Source organism: Shewanella sp. ISTPL2, from assembly GCF_013283205.1.
In the GTDB taxonomy this organism is placed as follows: Bacteria; Pseudomonadota; Gammaproteobacteria; order Enterobacterales; family Shewanellaceae; genus Shewanella; species Shewanella oncorhynchi.
This window is the reverse complement of record NZ_JAAPAV010000001.1, coordinates 4,351,319-4,370,262: the sequence shown is the minus strand read 5'-3', so window position 1 is coordinate 4,370,262 and position 18,944 is coordinate 4,351,319. Positions and strand designations below refer to the sequence as shown.

21 protein-coding genes and 1 tRNA gene are annotated in these 18,944 nt (G+C 43.2%); 7 read left to right on the top strand and 15 right to left on the bottom strand.

Annotated elements, in window-relative coordinates; genetic code table 11:
- Window positions 1–2 precede the first annotated feature (2 nt).
- The 12 genes from flgK to HUB64_RS19340 all read right to left on the bottom strand — a co-directional run bounded on the left by flgK (window position 3) and on the right by HUB64_RS19340 (window position 11,699).
- Entirely contained in the window at window positions 3–1,928 is a 1,926-nt protein-coding gene (gene flgK / locus HUB64_RS19395) for a flagellar hook-associated protein FlgK (RefSeq protein WP_173497642.1), read from the bottom strand.
- A gap of 40 nt (window positions 1,929–1,968) precedes the next feature.
- The gene (gene flgJ / locus HUB64_RS19390) at window positions 1,969–3,111 is read right to left on the bottom strand and encodes a flagellar assembly peptidoglycan hydrolase FlgJ (protein ID WP_028761202.1); all 1,143 of its coding nucleotides are present in this window, start codon (window positions 3,109–3,111) and stop codon (window positions 1,969–1,971) included.
- 17 nt (window positions 3,112–3,128) lie between these two features.
- Window positions 3,129–4,220 (bottom strand): flagellar basal body P-ring protein FlgI, encoded by a 1,092-nt coding sequence (locus HUB64_RS19385; RefSeq protein WP_028761203.1) that lies wholly within the window; start codon window positions 4,218–4,220, stop codon window positions 3,129–3,131.
- An 11-nt stretch (window positions 4,221–4,231) separates the two neighbouring features.
- Window positions 4,232–4,906 carry a flagellar basal body L-ring protein FlgH gene (gene flgH, locus HUB64_RS19380; RefSeq protein WP_028761204.1) on the bottom strand — a complete coding sequence of 225 codons (675 nt, stop codon included), beginning with the start codon at window positions 4,904–4,906 and terminating at the stop codon, window positions 4,232–4,234.
- A gap of 11 nt (window positions 4,907–4,917) precedes the next feature.
- The gene (gene flgG / locus HUB64_RS19375; protein WP_028761205.1) at window positions 4,918–5,706 is read right to left on the bottom strand and encodes a flagellar basal-body rod protein FlgG; all 789 of its coding nucleotides are present in this window, start codon (window positions 5,704–5,706) and stop codon (window positions 4,918–4,920) included.
- A gap of 10 nt (window positions 5,707–5,716) precedes the next feature.
- The gene (gene flgF / locus HUB64_RS19370; RefSeq protein ID WP_173497641.1) at window positions 5,717–6,460 is read right to left on the bottom strand and encodes a flagellar basal-body rod protein FlgF; all 744 of its coding nucleotides are present in this window, start codon (window positions 6,458–6,460) and stop codon (window positions 5,717–5,719) included.
- Between the two features lie 172 nt (window positions 6,461–6,632).
- Complete coding sequence (flgE, locus tag HUB64_RS19365) at window positions 6,633–7,994, bottom strand: flagellar hook protein FlgE (protein ID WP_028761207.1); 1,362 nt, start codon at window positions 7,992–7,994, stop codon at window positions 6,633–6,635.
- Between the two features lie 82 nt (window positions 7,995–8,076).
- Entirely contained in the window at window positions 8,077–8,847 is a 771-nt protein-coding gene (flgD, locus tag HUB64_RS19360; protein WP_173497640.1) for a flagellar hook assembly protein FlgD, read from the bottom strand.
- 24 nt (window positions 8,848–8,871) lie between these two features.
- Window positions 8,872–9,288 (bottom strand): flagellar basal body rod protein FlgC, encoded by a 417-nt coding sequence (gene flgC / locus HUB64_RS19355; RefSeq protein WP_006085646.1) that lies wholly within the window; start codon window positions 9,286–9,288, stop codon window positions 8,872–8,874.
- A 2-nt stretch (window positions 9,289–9,290) separates the two neighbouring features.
- Window positions 9,291–9,695 carry a flagellar basal body rod protein FlgB gene (flgB, locus tag HUB64_RS19350; RefSeq protein ID WP_113939454.1) on the bottom strand — a complete coding sequence of 135 codons (405 nt, stop codon included), beginning with the start codon at window positions 9,693–9,695 and terminating at the stop codon, window positions 9,291–9,293.
- A gap of 143 nt (window positions 9,696–9,838) precedes the next feature.
- Complete coding sequence (locus tag HUB64_RS19345; RefSeq protein ID WP_168824478.1) at window positions 9,839–10,678, bottom strand: protein-glutamate O-methyltransferase CheR; 840 nt, start codon at window positions 10,676–10,678, stop codon at window positions 9,839–9,841.
- Window positions 10,679–10,778: 100 nt separating this feature from the next.
- Window positions 10,779–11,699 carry a chemotaxis protein CheV gene (locus HUB64_RS19340; protein ID WP_028761211.1) on the bottom strand — a complete coding sequence of 307 codons (921 nt, stop codon included), beginning with the start codon at window positions 11,697–11,699 and terminating at the stop codon, window positions 10,779–10,781.
- Window positions 11,700–11,904: 205 nt separating this feature from the next.
- Between HUB64_RS19340 and flgA the strand changes: the two genes are divergently transcribed.
- From flgA to HUB64_RS19325, 3 genes are all read left to right on the top strand, one after another.
- Window positions 11,905–12,612: a flagellar basal body P-ring formation chaperone FlgA gene (flgA, locus tag HUB64_RS19335; RefSeq protein WP_028761212.1), complete on the top strand. Its 708-nt coding sequence runs from the start codon at window positions 11,905–11,907 to the stop codon at window positions 12,610–12,612.
- Window positions 12,613–12,687: 75 nt separating this feature from the next.
- Complete coding sequence (gene flgM, locus HUB64_RS19330) at window positions 12,688–13,011, top strand: flagellar biosynthesis anti-sigma factor FlgM (RefSeq protein ID WP_168824480.1); 324 nt, start codon at window positions 12,688–12,690, stop codon at window positions 13,009–13,011.
- Between the two features lie 2 nt (window positions 13,012–13,013).
- The gene (locus HUB64_RS19325) at window positions 13,014–13,439 is read left to right on the top strand and encodes a flagella synthesis protein FlgN (RefSeq protein WP_131523073.1); all 426 of its coding nucleotides are present in this window, start codon (window positions 13,014–13,016) and stop codon (window positions 13,437–13,439) included.
- 127 nt (window positions 13,440–13,566) lie between these two features.
- Here HUB64_RS19325 and HUB64_RS19320 read toward each other — a convergent pair whose 3' ends face one another.
- Both HUB64_RS19320 and HUB64_RS19315 read right to left on the bottom strand, forming a co-directional pair.
- Entirely contained in the window at window positions 13,567–14,016 is a 450-nt protein-coding gene (locus HUB64_RS19320; protein WP_028761215.1) for an LPP20 family lipoprotein, read from the bottom strand.
- Complete coding sequence (locus tag HUB64_RS19315; RefSeq protein WP_028761216.1) at window positions 14,013–14,645, bottom strand: FlgO family outer membrane protein; 633 nt, start codon at window positions 14,643–14,645, stop codon at window positions 14,013–14,015. Before HUB64_RS19315 ends, HUB64_RS19320 begins: the two co-directional genes overlap by 4 nt.
- A 280-nt stretch (window positions 14,646–14,925) precedes the next feature.
- Between HUB64_RS19315 and HUB64_RS19310 the strand changes: the two genes are divergently transcribed.
- From HUB64_RS19310 to HUB64_RS19295, 4 genes are all read left to right on the top strand, one after another.
- Window positions 14,926–16,092, top strand: a complete 1,167-nt coding sequence (locus HUB64_RS19310; protein WP_173497639.1) for a flagellar assembly protein FlgT — start codon at window positions 14,926–14,928, stop codon at window positions 16,090–16,092.
- 55 nt (window positions 16,093–16,147) lie between these two features.
- A tRNA-Arg gene (locus HUB64_RS19305) sits at window positions 16,148–16,223 on the top strand.
- Between the two features lie 51 nt (window positions 16,224–16,274).
- Window positions 16,275–17,564: a motility associated factor glycosyltransferase family protein gene (locus tag HUB64_RS19300; RefSeq protein ID WP_173497638.1), complete on the top strand. Its 1,290-nt coding sequence runs from the start codon at window positions 16,275–16,277 to the stop codon at window positions 17,562–17,564.
- Window positions 17,561–17,821 carry a hypothetical protein gene (locus HUB64_RS19295; protein ID WP_173243765.1) on the top strand — a complete coding sequence of 87 codons (261 nt, stop codon included), beginning with the start codon at window positions 17,561–17,563 and terminating at the stop codon, window positions 17,819–17,821. Before HUB64_RS19300 ends, HUB64_RS19295 begins: the two co-directional genes overlap by 4 nt.
- 30 nt (window positions 17,822–17,851) lie before the next feature.
- Here HUB64_RS19295 and HUB64_RS19290 read toward each other — a convergent pair whose 3' ends face one another.
- The gene (locus HUB64_RS19290; RefSeq protein WP_173243762.1) at window positions 17,852–18,874 is read right to left on the bottom strand and encodes a ketoacyl-ACP synthase III; all 1,023 of its coding nucleotides are present in this window, start codon (window positions 18,872–18,874) and stop codon (window positions 17,852–17,854) included.
- Window positions 18,875–18,944: the final 70 nt, after the last annotated feature.

Here is an 18,944-nt window from a genome sequence, read left to right as displayed (position 1 = left end):
TCCTAACGCACTGAGGATAATAAGGTGTCAAAAATCTGCTGTGCAGTCGTCATGATCCGCGCAGAGGCTTGATAGGCTTGCTGAAAACGCATTAAATTTGCCGCTTCTTCATCTAAGTTCACGCCCGACTCACTCTCAACTCGCGCATAAGCTTGTTGATACACGGCCTCTGCCGAACCAACACGCACTTCAGCCGCTTTCGTTTTACTGCCTACCTCGAGCTTAGTGTTCTCGAACACATCAGCTAGGGTCGACTTTCCCCCATTCATCACCTTACTTTCGCTCAACTTAGCCATAGCGACAGCATTAGAGTTATCCCCCTCTGCGAAGGATAAATCGAAGGTAAATCTGTCATTGCCTGCAGCCGCTTTGCTGTCAACTTCAAAGGTAAAACCAAAAGCGCTAATACTCGGAGGCGTATAAGGGGCTGCAGCCCCAAGGGATGTTCCCGCGGCGTCGAATGCTTCATAGGTTGGAGGCACAACTGTGGTATCGAGCTTTATCGTCAACTCACTGCCCGTTACAGGGAAATTTGCGGCATTACGATTGCTAATTTGAGTCAACTTCACTTGGGTATTGCCCGAGTTAGCGGCATCTGCAGTAATCTTTGGTGATGCGGCGGCAATGCCTTTAGGGTCTTTCATGACCACTTCAATGCCATTTGAAGCACCTGCTGTCGGGCGAATGGCAAAACGATCGCCAGACGCCATAGCGCCCGCTTTTATATCAATTGAAAATCCAGATCCACCCGATAAAGTCGAGCCAGTTAACGTCAGTGGCGTAATTGCCCCCGTTTTCGAATCTCTCAGCTCATAAGTTGCAGGCGCGGTAAATGACAGTTCGTAGTCACCACCAGTTAATAAACTGGTGTCATCTATGGTGACGCCTAACGTTGCATTACCTGTATTACCAGAAAAACCTGCTGCACGGCCCAAAGACATCATAGGATCGTTGATATCTTTGAAGATATTGGCACCAACTTGCCCATTGAGGTCAATACCTTGTGCTTGCATTTTATTGAAGTTATCAGCCACGCCCAAGGCTAATTGATCGAGCTCATGACCCGCGGGAATTAACGTTTGATCACGATAATCAAAAATGGCCCCTAACTGACCGCCAAGTTTACTCGGATCAACAGTGACACTTTGCGAACCAATACTTGAAGTCAATTGGAGCTCATTCGGAAATGGATCACCCGCTTGGATTCCCATCGTCATAGCAATTTCACCAGAAACCAACATCACTGAGCCACCGAGCATTACGCTCTTAGCACCATTTTCTAATGGAATAACATTCACTTGAGCGTACTGGCTTAACTCTTGAACAAGTGCATCTTGCTTATCAAGCAACTGCGCATCCTGATTCGGCGACTTCATTAACTCTAGGTTTAAATTTGCCAGTTCTGTACTGATCTCATTGATACGCTTAGTCATACCAGTGATCTGGTCATTGGTCTGATTAAGCTGGCCATTCAAATACGACTGCATCTGATTAAGACTGCTGGCAACTTGCTGTGCGTTTGTTAGGGTCGAACTCCGAATACCCAAATCTGCAGGCAAATCAGCCACACTATTCAGCCCCGAAAACAGGTCATTCAAGCTTTGTGGCACAACTTTACCTACCTGTGAAAACAGCTGATCTAGCTCACTCAATTTACCGTAGCTGGCTTCGGCGGCACTTAACGTTGTTTGGCCAATGCGTAACTCTCTTGCGGCATAGTCATTGTAGATACGCTTAACGTCATTAACGTAAGTTCCTGTGCCATAAAAACTACTACCAAAACGCTGCGATTCAAGAGTCGACTGGGTTGCCACTTGTCTGTGGTAACCAGCGGTATTGGCGTTAGCTATGTTATTACTGGTAACACCCAGTTGCGACTGGGAGGCAAGCACCCCAGTTCGCGCTATATTCAGTAGATCAACGGCCATTAGTTGACACTCCTATGAACAAACAGGGTTGTAAGATTCATCATTTGTCTTCTCCTGGCAGAATTGATTTCAGTTCTTCACTGATCGACTGCATCACTTTAATCACTTTTTCAGCGTATCGAGGATCAGTGGCATAACCCGCATCCTGCAAAGCTCGGATGAATTGGGTAGGGGAAGCGGCCACTTTTTTCGCATCTTGATAACGTTCACCTTCGGCAATGAAGGACACAAAATCGTTAAAGCTATGCTCGAAATCACTATAAACTCGGAAGTCAGCTTTTTGCTGAACAGCAACACCGTGCTCAAATTCTAGGGTACTGACGTTAGCCTTATCGCCTAACCAACGACGATCAGCTTTAATGTTGAATAGGTTATGACTCGGCGCACCGTTATTGCCGCGGACGATTTTTTGTCCCCAGCCAGTTTCCAGTGCTGATTGCGCCAATAATACTTCTGGTTGGGTACCTAATGTTTTTGCGGCTTTTTCAGCATGTGGATATAAGGTCGCTAAAAATTCTTCTCGACTACCAAACCTGACAATCTTTTGGGTTTCCCTAAATGCTGCCGTCGGCAAAACTTGGCCGCTAATCACAGGTTCTACCACTGAAAGTGATTGTTCACTCCAGCTCGGCTTAGGCGTATCGATAGCCAGTGAACGATTAGGCGCATCAATGTCCATTGATGAATTGGCATCTTCAGCTCTATCCGGTTCAAATACAGGCCGAGCGATAGCAGCCGGCACACCATGATTTACAACTGTGGGTTCAACCACAGGAGCGGCTGAACTCTGCATAGGCACATTAAGCGCTTTATCGTCGTGGAGCATTTTCATGCCACCATCGTCACGCAATACCGATGCAGGCGTGAAATGACTTGTTTCGGGAGAGAGTTGCTGCACCATCATATCGGCAAGGCCCAATACACCTTTGTCAGATAAATCGACCGATAACTGCTGATCGCGCATCTGCTCGTAAAACTGAGTGTATTGGCTATTGAGTGGACTATCAGACTGAAAAACCGCATTGGCATCGCGCATACTTTTCATCAGCATTTGCACGAAAATACCTTCAAATTGTTGGGCGACCTTTTTCAAGGCGCCCTTCTCATCTTTCTGAGCCTGGGCGCGGAGTGAATCTAGCCCGCCCAGGTCAAGAAAATGTGATGAACTTGAAAGCTTTTCCATGATTTTCCCGACAGAAATTAGATGATGATAAGTTCACCATGCAAAGCTCCTGCCACTTTTAATGCTTCAAGTATTGCTAACACATCTGAAGGGGCTGCACCGACTAAGTTAACCGCTCTAACCAGCTCATCCAGCGTAGTGCCTGGATTAAACATAAACATACGACGGTCACTTTCTGTCGCTGTGATCGTACTATTACTCGTGACGGTTGTTTGACCATTAGCCAAGGCATTTGGCTGCGAAACCTGTGTCGCCTCCGCAATCGTGACAGTCATGCCGCCATGGGTAATCGCCGCAGGGAGTAAGCGTACGTTTTGCCCAACCACTATGGTTCCAGTACGTGAATTAACGATCACTTTGGCAGATTCCTCTGCGGGAACAACATCAAGGTTTTCAAGCGTTGCTAAAAAGGAGACCCGTTGTGATACATCACGTGGAGCAGTTACCTGAACAGACGTCGCATCTAAAGGACGCGCCATATCAGGACCTAATAGATCATTGATCGCATCGGCCATTCTCTGCGCAGTAGAGAAATCCGAACGACGTAGGTTAAACGTCAAATAATCGCCAGTTGAAAATGGGGTTGCTACACTACGCTCAACAATCGCGCCATTCGGTATACGACCTACAGTTGGCGTATTTTGAATCACCTTTGAACCATCTAAACCATCGGCACTAAAACCACTCACCACTAAACTACCTTGGGCTATGGCATACACATTACCGTCTACCCCTTTCAAAAAGGTCTGTAATAAGGTGCCACCGCGTAAGCTTTTGGCTTCGCCTAAGCTAGATACTGTCACGTCAAGATCTTGACCAGGTTTGATAAAGGCAGGCATATCCGCGTGTACGGCTACCACTGCAACGTTTTTAATTTTCGGTTTGACGTTGTCAGGAAGATTAATCCCAAAGTTTTTGAGCATAGTCATAAAGGTCTGCTCGGTATAACTGGTTTTTTCCCCAGTTCCCGGCAAACCGACCACTAAGCCATAACCAATCAACTGGTTACTACGCACACCTTGCACATTGGCAATATCTTTAATTCGTTCAGCCTGACTAGGTAGAGAAAACACTAGCATGGCAACGGCTAACACCAGTTTATATTTCATGATACGACTCCTTAGAAGGGCCACCAGTCGCTCATAAAGAACTGGCTTAACCAGCCCACTTTTTGAGCATCTGCGAAAGTGCCTGTGCCACTGTATTGGATACGGGCATTAGCCATTCGCGTTGAATCGACAGTGTTATCGGGTTTAATGTCCTGCGAGCGAACGAGACCAGTGACACGAATAAACTCATCACCATTATTAATTGAAATCCATTTTTCACCACGGATCACTAAACTGCCGTTGTTTAGCACTTGCATCACGTTTGCCGAGATGCTGCCATCTAGACTATTGCTCTGATCCGCATCCGATTCACGCTTAGTGTTCATGCTATCTTTGTAACGCAAATCAATTGGCACTCCGCCAATGGACACATTACTACCACCTGCAAAGATGGGATCTAAGCTCATGTCTGAACCTTTTTTGATCTGATTGCCTGCACTCTTCTTAGCTTGAGTCGATTCCTTCAATACGATAGTGATAATGTCACCGACTTTGTGGGCGCGTATATCCGAATACAAGCTAGATGCTTGGCTGTCTTGATAAATAGAGCCAGTTGCGGCAATTTTTGTCGGCGGTGCCTCTGGGTATACCGGCGCGTAAAAGGGATCATCCGCAAGGGGTTTCTTTTGCGTCGAGCTACAAGCTGCAAGCAATAACGCGACGGCCAACACAAGATATCTAGCCATGATGTTTGCCTCTATAAATTCTGAGTCACATAAGACAGCATTTGATCTACCGCTGAAATCACTTTTGAGTTCATCTCGTAAATGCGCTGACTTTCGATAAGGTTCACCAGTTCCTCGGTCACGTTCACGTTAGAGGTTTCTAAGGCGCCTTGACGAATAGCACCCATACCATCTAACGAAGCGGTACCTTGAATGGGCGTGCCGCTCGCACCAGTTTCCGTATATAAGTTTTGTCCCATAGGATCTAGACCCGATGGATTAATAAAATCCGTCATAGTCAACTGACCCACGACTTGGTTCTCAGCGGTACCCGGCGTTTTTACTGAAACTTCACCCTCTGCTGAAACGGTAATACTGGTCGCATTATCAGGAATAGTGATCGCGGGTTGTAGCAAATAGCCAGAACCTGGCGTCACAATCTGACCCGTATCGTCTAAGGTAAACTGACCATTTCGAGTATAAGCAGTGGTTCCATCAGGGAGCTGGATTTCAAAAAATCCAGGACCTTCAATCATGAGATCCAGTGAGTTATCCGTCGTCAGCATGTTACCCTGAGTAAACATTTTTTGAGTGGCGACGACTTTCGTACCCGCACCTATGTTTAATCCGTTGGGTAGCTTAGTGTTAGATGCACTAACACCACCCGCTTGGTTAACTGTTTGATAGAGTAAATCTTCAAATACTGCGCGGCTTTTTTTGTAGCCCACAGTGCTAGCGTTTGCTACGTTGTTTGAAATCACTGAAATATCAGTTTGCTGTGCGTCTAAGCCAGTTTTACTAATCCATAACGCCGGATGCATAATCTATCTCCTAACTAATACGCATTAATGAAGATGAAGCGCGATCATTCTCTTCCGCGGTTTTCATCATCTTGACTTGCAATTCAAACTGCCGCTGAAGATCAATCAAAGACACCATTTCATCAACAGGGTTAACGTTACTGCCCTCTACGGCACCACTTTCAACTGCGACGAAAGGGTCAGCTGGTGCTGGTTCACCTGACATTTGTCGAAATAATCCATCTTCACCACGCATCATCTGCGCATTGCCGGGATTAACTAACTTCAATCTCGCCACTTCTTCTATCACTTCAGCAGTCGCCCCTTGAGGGCGAACAGACACTATGCCATCCTGTGAAATTGACACTTTATCAATAGGTAATGGCAGCACTATCGGGCCAGCATCCCCAATCACGGGATTGCCTCTGTCGTTATACAACATGCCCGTCGCATCGAAACTGAGACTACCGGAACGGGTATAAGCTTCACTGCCATCTTTCGCCTGAACGGCAAACCAGCCATCGCCTTTAATGGCAACATCGAGATCCCGTCCAGTGGTTTTTATCGGACCAGAGCGAAAATTAGCTGACGGAGATTCTGTCATCGCAAACACCCTTGAAGGCAACCCTTCACCGAAGGCTTGCATCGATCTGGCCTGCGCCATATCTGATTTAAAACCATCGGTATTAGCATTGGCTAAGTTGTTCGCACGGAGTGCCAGCTCATTCATATTTTGCTTAGCGCCACTCATGGCGACATAAAGGAATTTGTCCACAGACTGCTCCGTCAAATTTTCTACATGACGATATCAAAGCAAGCATCGTGCCAATAAAAATTAATTTTAATTTACTGATAAATTTGAAGAATAAGGAAATGAAGTGAGTTGACAGCAGGATAAAGGCTAAGTGTTGCCACTGGCGGCAACACTTAGTTAAATAAAGTAATGATTAGCGGATTTGTAATACGGTTTGTTGCAGCGTGTTATTCACTTCAAGGGTACGGGAGTTCGCTTGGAAGTTACGCTGCGCCGAAATTAAATCGACCAGTTCAGTCGTTAAATCGATGTTCGATTGCTCTAACGCAGATGAACTGATGCTACCAAAAGTTCCACTATTTGCCTCACCCGCTAACGCAGGACCTGAAGCTAAACTGGCTTTCCACGACGTATTACCCACTTGCGTTAAACCTTGTTCGTTAGCAAAACGAACTAAAGCAACCCGTGCTAAAGGCACGGTTGAACCATTAGAATAACTCGCGGTCACTAAACCATCTTCGCCTATTTCAACGTTAGTTAAGCGACCTACAGTCGTACCATCTTGCGTCAACTCAGTTGCACCAAAAGGAGCAGCATATTGCGTTGGGGCATTAAACTTCACAGTCAACTCTTGAGTACCATCGGCACCTGGCCCTAAAACACCCGCACCACTGACGCCCAAAGCCTCAGTCTTGACTATAGCAGGATCGCTACCTGTGTAGACACCAACAGAATTGAACTTGAGTACAGAGCCTTTCCAACCACCAGCAGTTTGAGCTGTGCCCGTTGCATCAGGTGTACCATCGCCGGTGGTATCTGTTTGATAAGTACCAGCAGGACCGGCTAGATCGACTTGCTTTCCATCAACAGCATAGTAAGCCACCCAATTGTTCTCACCATTGTACGAACCGTCTTTGGGCTTAACAAAATAAGTGGTCATAATATGTGGCTCACCGAGTGAGTCATAAATTGTCATTGAAGTAACGTTATTGTAGGTTTTTGCATCTAGAGGATCGAATGCCGCGGGGTCGAGTGCACTTTCCTTAGCATTTAAGTTCATTTGTAAAGTAACATTCTCAGTCTTTACAGGGCTACCTGCAGTGTCTGGTATTTGTACCGGCTTAGCCGTCGTTAAACTCACTGATGTTGAGTTCCCATCTTTATCCACTGGGAAAGTTTGCAAATAATTACCAGCAGAATCAACCATGTAATTATTTTTATCGACCTTAAATGCTCCAGCACGGGTAAACGAGTGGTCTAATGTACCCAGTTCAGAGGCAGTAACGAAAAAGCCACCACCTTTAATCGCCATATCAAGGGAGTTATTCGTCAACTGTAAGCTACCTTGATGGAATTGCTGTGCCACTTGACTCGTAGCAACACCACCACCGACAGCAGTTTTAGCATTTGAAAAAATAGAATTAGCGTAAACATCCGCAAATTCAGCACGGGACTCTTTAAAGCCAATGGTGTTCGCATTAGCAATGTTATTCGCCGTAGTGTTTAAATCTTTCTGCGCGGCAGAAATGCCACTCAATGCAATGTTAAACGACATAATTCACCTCTACACTTGACTCAATTCATTTATGAGCAACTTACGCCCAATTCGGATACTGCAAAAATTCTTTTATGCAAACTTAGGTTTCAGACACAGCTAACACATCGGTTAACTTGATGCCCATACCGCCTCTCAAGTTAAGAATCGCGCCAGTACTGGCCGTACCGAGAGAAACGCTGGTCACATGAGCATAGGTCGAGACTGGCAATTCTTGGGATTTCCCATCCACTAAACCACTCGCCTTGATCGTATAGTTACCTGCGGTTACAGGGTTTCCATCTTTATCGAGGCCATCCCAGTTAACATCGACATTTCCCCCCTTACTGCCATCAACTTTAAAGGTGGTCACAACTTGGCCTTTCTCATCCTCAACACGTACAGTAACTTCAGGAATTTTAGCTGGCGTGCTAATCACACCTTTTATTGTTGGGCTTTCAGCTGAAATGTTACCTGTATCAGTTGGGATCAACACCTTGCGACCAACAAGTCCTGATGCCTGTAATGCTTGGCTTGATGTCATAACACCGTTTAAATTAACGATTTCCTTATTCAACTTAGTAATACCATCAACCGTCGAGAATGATGCCATCTGCGCAATCATTTGGTCGTTGTCGACGGGCTTAAAGGGATCTTGCATCGATAACTGTTGGCTTAATAACGAGAAAAAGTCATCTTGAGTTAACTGCTGGCTTTTTGCTTCCGGTACTATTGACTCTTTTGGCAAACGTATGCCATCAAGAAACGGATTACCCGTTGAGCTGGTTGATGAATTCGTCGTAACGGCATTTGGCTGACTCTTATTTTGAGCCGTCTGCGCCGACGCTTGGTTAATTTGATTAATGAGGCTCACAGCTTACCTCCTAAGTAACACATGTTATTTACCCATCCCAAGTGTTTGTTGCAGCATAGACTTAGCTGCTTCAGCGACTTGAACATTCATTTGATATGAGCGCGAAGCAGAAATCATATCTGCCATTTCTTCCATGACATTAACATTCGGTTTATAAATAAAGCCGTCCGCATCCGCCATTGGATGATCGGGCGAATATTCTTTCAGTAGTGGTTTATCACTTTCTACAATGCCTTTTACTGCAACGCCTTGAGAAGCTTGTTGCTGACTTTGGGCTTTAGCCATTTCGGCTTCAAAAATGGGATGACGAGAACGATAGGTCTTATCTACACTACTCGAGACGGAATCCGCGTTGGCTATGTTGCTCGCGGTGGTGTTTAGCCTGACCGATTGAGCAGACATTCCCGAGCCAGCAACATCAAATATGCTAAATAAACTCATGATTAATCCCCTCTCAACGCTTTCTTCATGCCACTAAACTTACTGTCTAAAAAACCTAGCGACATTTGATATTCAAGTGCATTTTGCATGAATGCCGATTGTTCCTGTTGGATATCAACAGTATTACCATCACCGGTATCGGGTTGATTTGGCACACGGAACTTAACAAATTGCCCAGTCAACTCCGCAAGCCCAAAATGCTTATCTGGCTCTTGCATTTCAAGACTATTTCGCTGCTGCTGTTGGCCTCGAGCGGCCTGCATTGCCGCAGAAAAATCAACATCGCGGGCTTTGTAATGTGGCGTATCTGCGTTAGCGATATTGCTTGAAATAACTTCAGCCCGCTGCGCTCTAATACCGAGAGTGTATTGATGCACACCCAGTGCATTATCAAAATTGATCGCCATAAAATTGCCTCCTCGTGTTCTCACGAAAATAAAGCAATTCATGTGCCAACATCAGGAAAGTTTTGAGAATAACAACAAGGATGAGCAAGTGATGGGTAAAAAATTACCGACAATTGTCGGTAATTTTCTTTAGAGCGGCTGAGTTAAGTCTTTTTCTGGTAATAAATGCCAGGGTTACAACGAACCATATCAAACTCGTCCGTTAAACCAGCGATAGATTCTGATGCACCGAGAAATAAAATCCCTTTGGGATTGAGAGCGGCAGCGAATTGCCGCAAAATTTTTGCCTTTGCCTCTGGTGCAAAATAAATAAGCACATTGCGGCAAAAGATAATGTCGAACTTGCCAAGCAGACTATAACTCTCAAGCAAATTATGCGCTCTAAAGTTCACCAACCGCTTTACATTATCCTTTAACTTCATATTGCCGGAAGGTAATGCATCAAAAAACTGACGCTTACGTTCTTCAGATAAACCACGCGCTAATGCCAAACTATCATACTCGGCATTTTTGCAGCGTTCCAACATGGAAGGAGATAAATCCGTTGCTTGAATCGAAGCACTACCAGCCAAGGCACCAGGCTTCTTCTGTTGATACTCAAGAATAGTCATAGCCAATGAGTATGGCTCTTGGCCTGACGAGCAAGCCGCAGACCAAATTTTAAGCGGACGCCCCAGACGACTGTATTCAGGTAGTAGGACATTATTCAACAACTCAAATGGATAACGATCACGGAACCAAAGGGTTTCATTGGTCGTCATAGCATCGATCACTTCAGCTCTGAGCGCACGCTCAGTAGGCTTCATCGAATGCTTAACCACATCAGATAAGGATGGCAGGTTATATTTGCCCATCAAAGGAGCAAGACGACTGCGCACAAGATATTGCTTATTTTCACCCAGTACGATGCCGCTGTGTTGCTCTAAGAACAACCTAAATTGATTATATTCAGCCTCAGCGAGTGATTTATTTGGCACATTCACATCCTAAATCCTATAGCAAGCACCAAAATCAGTGCGAAACCATCATGTTATAAAGTCGAGATTATAGCGTAAAGCGTATCTAGGTACTAACCTACAGCAATTACAAACTTAAATGCTTATTCACAGCAGCAGCCAGTTCGTCGGGATTAAACTTAGCGATAAAGTCATTAGCCCCCACTTTTTGAACCATTGCCTGATTGAATACACCACTTAACGAAGTATGCAGTACCACTTTAATATGCTTAAGCTTAGGATCATCTCGGATTTCAGCGGTCAGGGTGTAGCCATCCATTTCAGGCATCTCAATATCAGAGATTATGAGGGGGATCTCATCGGCCACATTATCCATCTCTTTGGCGATCTCTTTAAGCTTGTCTAATGCTTCGCGACCATCTTTTGCGGTATCAATTTGTAAATTCAATGACTCGAGTGAACGAATAATTTGTTTACGCGCCACGGCAGAATCATCAATAACCATAATATGATAATGCTGAGTTCTGTCGAGGGTCAGTTTTTCATTGGCTTCTTCACTGATAGCCGTTTTAACTGGTGAAATCTCATCTAAGATTTTTTCCACATCGAGAATTTCAACTAATTCACCTTCAATTTCAGTCACAGCTGTCAGATAAGAATAACGGCCAGCACCTTGCGGCGGAGGCATAATCGCTTCCCAATTCATGTTGATGATCCGCTCAACAGAACTGACCAAGAAGCCTTGAACACTGCGGTTATATTCAGAAATAATGATGAAACAGTTTTCAGTGCTCGCTAAAGGTTTTCCCCCTGTTGCCGCACTCAAATCAATCACTGAAATGGTTGTTCCACGAATATGAGCAACACCCTTCACATAAGGATTAAGTTTAGGCAAAGTGGTCAGTGGTGGACACTGCAGTACTTCTTTCACCTTAAACACGTTAATCCCAAACCGTTGACGACCGTTTAATTTAAAAAGCAGTAATTCTAAACGGTTTTGTCCAACGAGCTGGGTTCGTTTGTTGACTGAATCAAGAATACTCGACATAACTCTGCCTTGTTGTTCTGTTTATGTTCGGCCCTATAACTCAGTTGAGTATAGGCATATTAATTGCTTACGTCTTATCTATCGATAAACATAGTCGAAACTGAGTCAATCTTCTGACAGTGATGCAAATTATTATTACAGTGGTCAGCTTCGAACTTAATAAAAGTATAGGTGCATTCTGGCGTTACAAGCTAGTCTCTTCATTATGAAAGTAAATTTAGTCTGTTTTTTTAGTCTTTTCACCCTCTTCATGCCCGCTTTTGCGAGTGCAGAGCCTATTGTCCCCACCGTATCGGCAATCTCAGAATTAGCTAAAGCGCTTATTTCAGAAAAAATATCCGTTCCAGAAAATGCCAAAGTAAATATTTCGCCACAGATGGTTGACGCAAGAATGCTGCCGTCACAATGTTCGTCTCCAATGAAAGTTGAACTGGCTAGCGATAGGGAAATTAGCCGTAATAACACCTTAAAAGTCAGCTGTGATACGCAAGACTTAGCTTACCCTTGGCAAATCTATATCTCGGTTCGGGTGGATATCTTATTCCCCGTTGTTGTCTCAACCGAAATCTTAGCACCAGGCGAACTCATCTCTCCTAGTCAAGTAGAAGTCCGTTACATTGAACAAAATAGCTTGAGAGGTGCCGAATTCGATGACCCGAGTAAATTGGCTGGCGTGCGAGTAAAACGACGAGTAGCAAAAGATAATCCCATATTAAGCAACAACTTATGCTTCGTTTGTAAAAATGATTCGGTCTCTATCTACGTTCGTTCTGGCTCATTCGAGCTAAAAACAGTGGGCGAAGCCCTACAAGATGGCAATAAAGGTGATCGGATCAGAGTCAAAAATAGCAGTTCAAACAAAGAACTAGATGCTATAGTCACAGGCATTGGCGAAGTTGAAGTAAGAATGTAAAATAATCTAAAGCTTTTTTGTAAGCTGCCGATACCCCAGTTAAGAAATCCCGTACACACGACGCTGGAGCCTAAAATGGCAATTGATATTAGCAAACTCAACACTGCAACGACTGCGCAAGTTCGTTCAGGCGCAACGAAAGCGAGCAGCGATCAATCTGCTCAAGTTGCTACAAAATCGACAACACCACAAAGAAGCGACTCTGTGGTCATTACGGCCCAGGCACAACAACTTCAAGGAGCTCAGACTAAAATGGCTAGCCTTCCTGAAGTTGATCAAAAGAAAGTAGCAGAAATCAAACAAGCTATTGCCGAAGGTCGCTATAAAATTGACCCAGAAAAGTTGGCTGCCAATATTGCAAGTTTTGAAGCCGAACTTAATGACTTAAATAAAGAGTAACTATGACTGAAATAGCTAAACTGGTAGATCTACAACACGCCCATTTGGCTGTTCTTAAGCAAATCATACTCAAGGAAAAAGGCGCTTTGGTTGACCAAAACGCCGATTTACTGCTTTCCCTTGCTAACGAAAAATCGCAATGTCTCAAAGAACTAAAGACTAATGATGATATTCTGGCAAAACACAGTGATAAATCGCTACTCACTCAGCAAGTCGAACTCGTGCATAAAATGGCCGAGATCAAAGACGCATTGACTGAATGCAAAGAATTAAACGAACAAAATGCTAGTTTAATTGAGATGAATTTAGCGAGTTTAAATCGCTTTGCTCAAGCTTTACAAGCCAGCAGAAACGCCTCCAGCCTCACCTATAACGATAAAGGCAAGACCTCGACTATCTCAAGTTTAGGCAATGATTTAAAGGCCTAATAAGCGCATCACTCCCACTTAGCATTCCCTTTTCTAAGCTCTGATTAGATATTAATGTCTTGTACAAAAAGAAAAGCCGCGTAAATACGCGGCTCAATACATGCTGTTGAACATACATTCAATAACGCTAGAAATACGTCACTTCCTTCACTCGTTGTGGACGGTTCTGTTGTTGATAAAGCGCCCAAACCTGTGAAAAATCAAGTTCTAACTCAGTGACATAATGCTCGCCTGCTGGATAACTCTTAACGACTCGTGCGCCGCGGATCACGCCAGAAACTGACGCTTTGACATTATCGTCCGTCAACATCCAATCACTGACACTGCTGTTTGCCGTTATTTTCTGCCCATAAACTTGTTCCGCTAATTCACGATAAGCCACAATTTTTGATGCCTGCATAGCCATCAACACTCTTTGTGATTGCTCTTTAGCAGGTTGAGTCGCTAACGGCGCATATCCTATAGCCGTTAACTTAGGAAAACTCGGCGGCGGCACATCTTCCCATTGCACATATCTATCTTTAGCAGCGCAGCCAGTTAGCATTAGCGCCACAATAACTAAAAGGTAGCGTTTCATTTTCCATCTCCTAAAACACGCACTTCATTCATACCTGGACTCGCCTGACGATATAAGATGCCATTTTGTGACACAATTTGCTCCGAAGGCTGCATGTAGTTTGCCAACTCTTTTTGAGTCACAAAAGTTTGAGATGCCGATACCACGCGATTGTTACTAATGTTCACAATCCGAGTATTGATCGCCATACCATTGGTTACTACGCTCATAGTCGAAACGACAAGATGTTCAACAGGAAGATCTTTCGACAATTTTTGCCAATCTCTCGTCAAAATAAAATCCCCGTCAGATGTGACTCTCAAGCCATCAGCTAAGTTTAAATCCACCACATTAAACTGAAAGCTATGGAGCGACGTCATTAATCCTTGCTGTAACTGTTGCGCTAACGCATTAGTGCCATTCAAATCGCCCACTAATACTGGTGTTGCAACTACGATAGGTTGATCAGAACGCAAAGCATCATTTTGCTTAACGAGCTCAGTCACTATTCGCTGTGCTAAATGGTTAATCACTGCCGTTGGCGGCAACCCATTGCCATCCACTAAACTCGGTTTGGGCGGCGTAACCGGTTTAGCTACACATCCACCTAACATTATCAATGTTAAGGGAATAATCACACGCTTTAGCATTGGATTTACCTCATCTATGGGTGCATTGGCAGTCAAGTGACTCACTTTCTAAGCTTCAAATTTTTAATGAGTAACAAAAACCAGCAATCTTCAGACCAATATTAACCTCAGTCCGACAATATTCTTCTATTACGCAGTATATCGACTGTAACAATGGAAACTTTATCAAAAGTTCTCATACTCAGGCACGAAATTTGCTTTATTGCCATATTAGATTAAGAGTCAGAAAACTGGCTCGATTAGTAATATCGCCATTAGCTTAGCGATAAGGATTGAATTGATGCACATACCAGGTTCAGCTTCGCTCATCATTTTGAGCCTTTTACTACTTTCTTTGCCCACCAGAGCCGAATGGATAGAAGCCAGCGGAGAAGCAACTATTATCAATGGTAATACAGCTCAAGCAAGGGAAGAAGCAATTAATCAAGCTGTTAGCTATGCGACATTAAGCACAGGTATTCAAATATCCAGTGAGCAACAAACCTCTAATGGTAACCTCACACAAAATAACTTTGCGATAAATCGCAACGCCCAAGCCATAAACATCCAACTCGTTAGTGAACAAATTCAGGGAAATAAAATATATGTATCCCTACGCCTCGATCTAAATGATGATCCAACACAACAGTGTCCTAATGGCCAATTAAAGGCCGCTATTTTAATACCTCAAACACAAATAAAAGATCGTTCTCAGCTTAGATATGGACAACTTTCAGGCTTTGAAGAGGTCATTTCAGAGGCGTTAGGGAACACTATAGAAGATTACTCTTCAACTGGCTTTAGTCACATCCATGCTAACGAGCGACTCGATATTGAACAAGACCTAGTGGATATTCGCGGTTATAGACTCCCAAGCTGGCTCAGTGAAATTACCGACAGCCAATATATTCTTCAACCGCAGATCATTGATATATCGATAGAGCCTGTACAACCCACCTTCTTAGGATTTTGGGATGAAGCTCCGCTAAGGCAATTTCAATTCAAACTCAGCCTCTATCATGGGATCAGTGGCGAAGAGGTCTGGAGCAAAAGCTACAGCACATCGGCCCCATGGGAATTTGAAGAACAGGCTATCATTGCTCCCAACAGTAATAGATTCTGGCGTTCCTCCTATGGAAAAAGTATTACTCAATTAATATTGCAAGCTACCCGAGATTTAGACAGCACACTTAATTGCAGGCCATTACTTGGCCAAGTCGTTAGCCGACAAGCAGGCAGGATTATATTAAATCTAGGCCGCAAACATGGCATTCGTGTCGGTGATAAATTCCAAGTAGTATTACAACAAAACTTACCCGATAGACTCAATGAAATGCGCGCCGTCGCGACCAAAAGTCGTGCAACGGTAAAAATAGAGCAAGTAAGCGAAGAAAGCGCCACCGCAGTCCTTGTAGACCAAAATGCCGCCTACAATGTACAGATAAACGACATAGCGCTTAAGATTTAAGCAACTAAATCATAAGCCTTTTAATCAAAGATAAAACCAGTATAATCACTGTTGTCTCTTCATAGCTCAACAGGATAGAGCAGCCGCCTCCTAAGCGGCCGATCGGGGTTCGAGTCCCTGTGGAGAGACCAGATAGTGACCTTGGTGATATCAAACTCCCAGAAATCTTCCGGAGAAACGGAATGACCGAGCTATTTGCGTCTAATCTCAATATTATCGTCAAGCGTTGGCCTATCGTAGCAGCTGCGATCAAAAGCCAAACCATCAATGAATTAGATGCCCACCTTGTCAACGGTCGCAATCAAACTATCACTGTCAATGGCATTCAACTCAGTAGTCGTCATGACCGCATCGCCGAAGCACAGCTCTTTATCAGTACATTACCTGCAGATGCAACTCACGTAACCGTCTACGGTGTCGGTATGGGAGATGTACCAAGTTTACTTATCGATAATCCACAGTATCTTTCAATTGATGTTTGCATTTTAAACCTCAGCGTTTTTGCCCTCCTCATCAGTTACACAGATCAAAGCGAATGGTTAAGTCATCCGAATGTTAACTTAAAAGAACGCGCCGAGAGTAGGCTTGTGTTACCCTATGTTGGAATAACACCAGATTTAGTATTAACCAGTAATGAGAATGCAATCACTCGAGATTTACTGGTTTATGAGCTTAACCGTAATTTTGCGAATCAAAAACATAATATTGATGAAGTTTCGTTAGCAAGATTAAATGCAAATATTCCAAACTTACTCAATGACCCCGATGCATCACTTCTGTTAAACACTCATCATAATGCTAACTGCGTAGTTATTGCATCTGGCCCAACACTTGAAGATCATTATCCCTATTTATTTGAGCTCACTCAAAAATCTAAATTCTCAAAACCACTTATTATTGCTGTAGATACGGCATTTAAGGCTTTATTCCAACATAATATAATACCTGACATAATTCTAAGTATTGATCCTAATATTAGACCAGATCATTTCCCGATGGAACATACGGAAAATGTCATATTAGTTTATTTCCCCAAGATCAATCCTCAGATAATCGAACAATGGAAAGGTGCAAAATACAGTGCATACTCTACTAGTCACCTCTATGATGAGCTAGCAAATAAATATCCTAAGTTGAGACTATTTACTAATGGTAGTGTAGTCCATCCTGCAATCGATCTTGCTGTTTATTTAGGAGCATACCAAGTATCACTCTTTGGCTGTGACTTCTGCTATACGAATAATAAAACTCATGCGTTTTGGCCTGATGGCCATTTAGGGCCAAAAATCAAAAATGCCAAACATTGGTTAATTAACGGGCATGGCGAAAGAGTACCAACAGATTTAAACTTTAGGGGTTATTTACGTAGTCTTGAAAAATATATAAAACTTAAAAAAAATATCAAGTTTTACCAATCAAGTTTAAATGGGGCGAGAATACATGGTGCACAATACAAGGATTTTTCACAATGAAAGACCAAAAAAACCAACCACTTATAAGCTTATTAATTTCAGCAGCACATAAATTTCGGTTAGGAAAAGAGGCTGAAGGATCGGTACAATTTCGAGAGTGTATTAACCTGTTAGAGCCAATGCTTAACAATTCAATCAAAGAGAATGAAATGACTCTTTTTTTTCCAGCAATGTTAGCAGCTCAGGAACGCTTCGATTGGCTTTCGCTTGCTGATTATTTGGAATTTGATATTCCATCTATTTTAAAAAACGACTAGATCTAAATCATTTTAGATCTTTATTCTCGGTTAATCGTCGATAGATAAATCCAGCAAATGACAAACAGTTAAATTATCAAGAGTCAAAGCAACACTCCCCCAAGACCAACCCACTCCAAATCCTGAAAGTAGTAACTTGTTATTTACTCTTGTTAAATCTTTAGAGAGACTTAAGCAAAGCGCTAGAGGAATTGATGCAGAGCTAGTATTGCCAACTTCACCCATTGATATAACTAATTGCTTATCTGTAAATCCCATTTTATCCCCTAAACGTTTCAACATCATTTCATTTGCTTGGTGCATAATACAAAAATCAACATCACTGATCTGCCAACCCTTTTCAACTAGACAATCATGCATGGACTTTGGAACTTCTCTTAAGGTAAATACAAAAACCTGCATTCCATCCATAAAAAGTTCTAGCTGAGAATTAGGATTCTTAGCTCCACCAAAAGGCTGAATCAAATAAGGAGCCCCAGACCCATCACTACCTAATGAAAAGACCATATCATCACAACCTTCACTCTTCTCTATTGCTATGGCGCTAACAGCATCACCAAATAAAGGGGCAACGGTACGGTTTGACTCACTATATTGCTGACTTGTCGTATCACCAACAACTAATATTGCCTTACTTCTGTTCAAACTAGCTAATAATTGGGAAACTTGCCATAAGCCGTAAATAAAACCAGAACATCCTAAATTGACATCAAAAGCTAGAGTACTCTTGTCTAAACCGAGTAAATACTGCAGTTGAACTGCGTTTCCTGGTAAGGGGTAATCTGGAGTCTGAGTAACAAAAATGATCAATCCAACCTCATCACTCTCCCACAGCATTGTACTTATAAGCGACTTACATGCCTTTGCTCCTAACTCTAATGCTGTTTGTCCTGGATTCACGATACGCCTGGCATGTATTCCTGTTGAAGAAACAATACGAGCCATTTCTTGTGCTCCAACACTTGATAACAGATCTGCATTCACTTTTTCCAATGCAGGTAAAACAGACACAATGCCAGATATAGTGATATTTTTAACTCGGACTGTAGTCATCTTCTATCCTAAAATTTTCAACTATAATTCGCGAAAGTGTATTGCACTCCAGAGGAGTGCAATACACTTT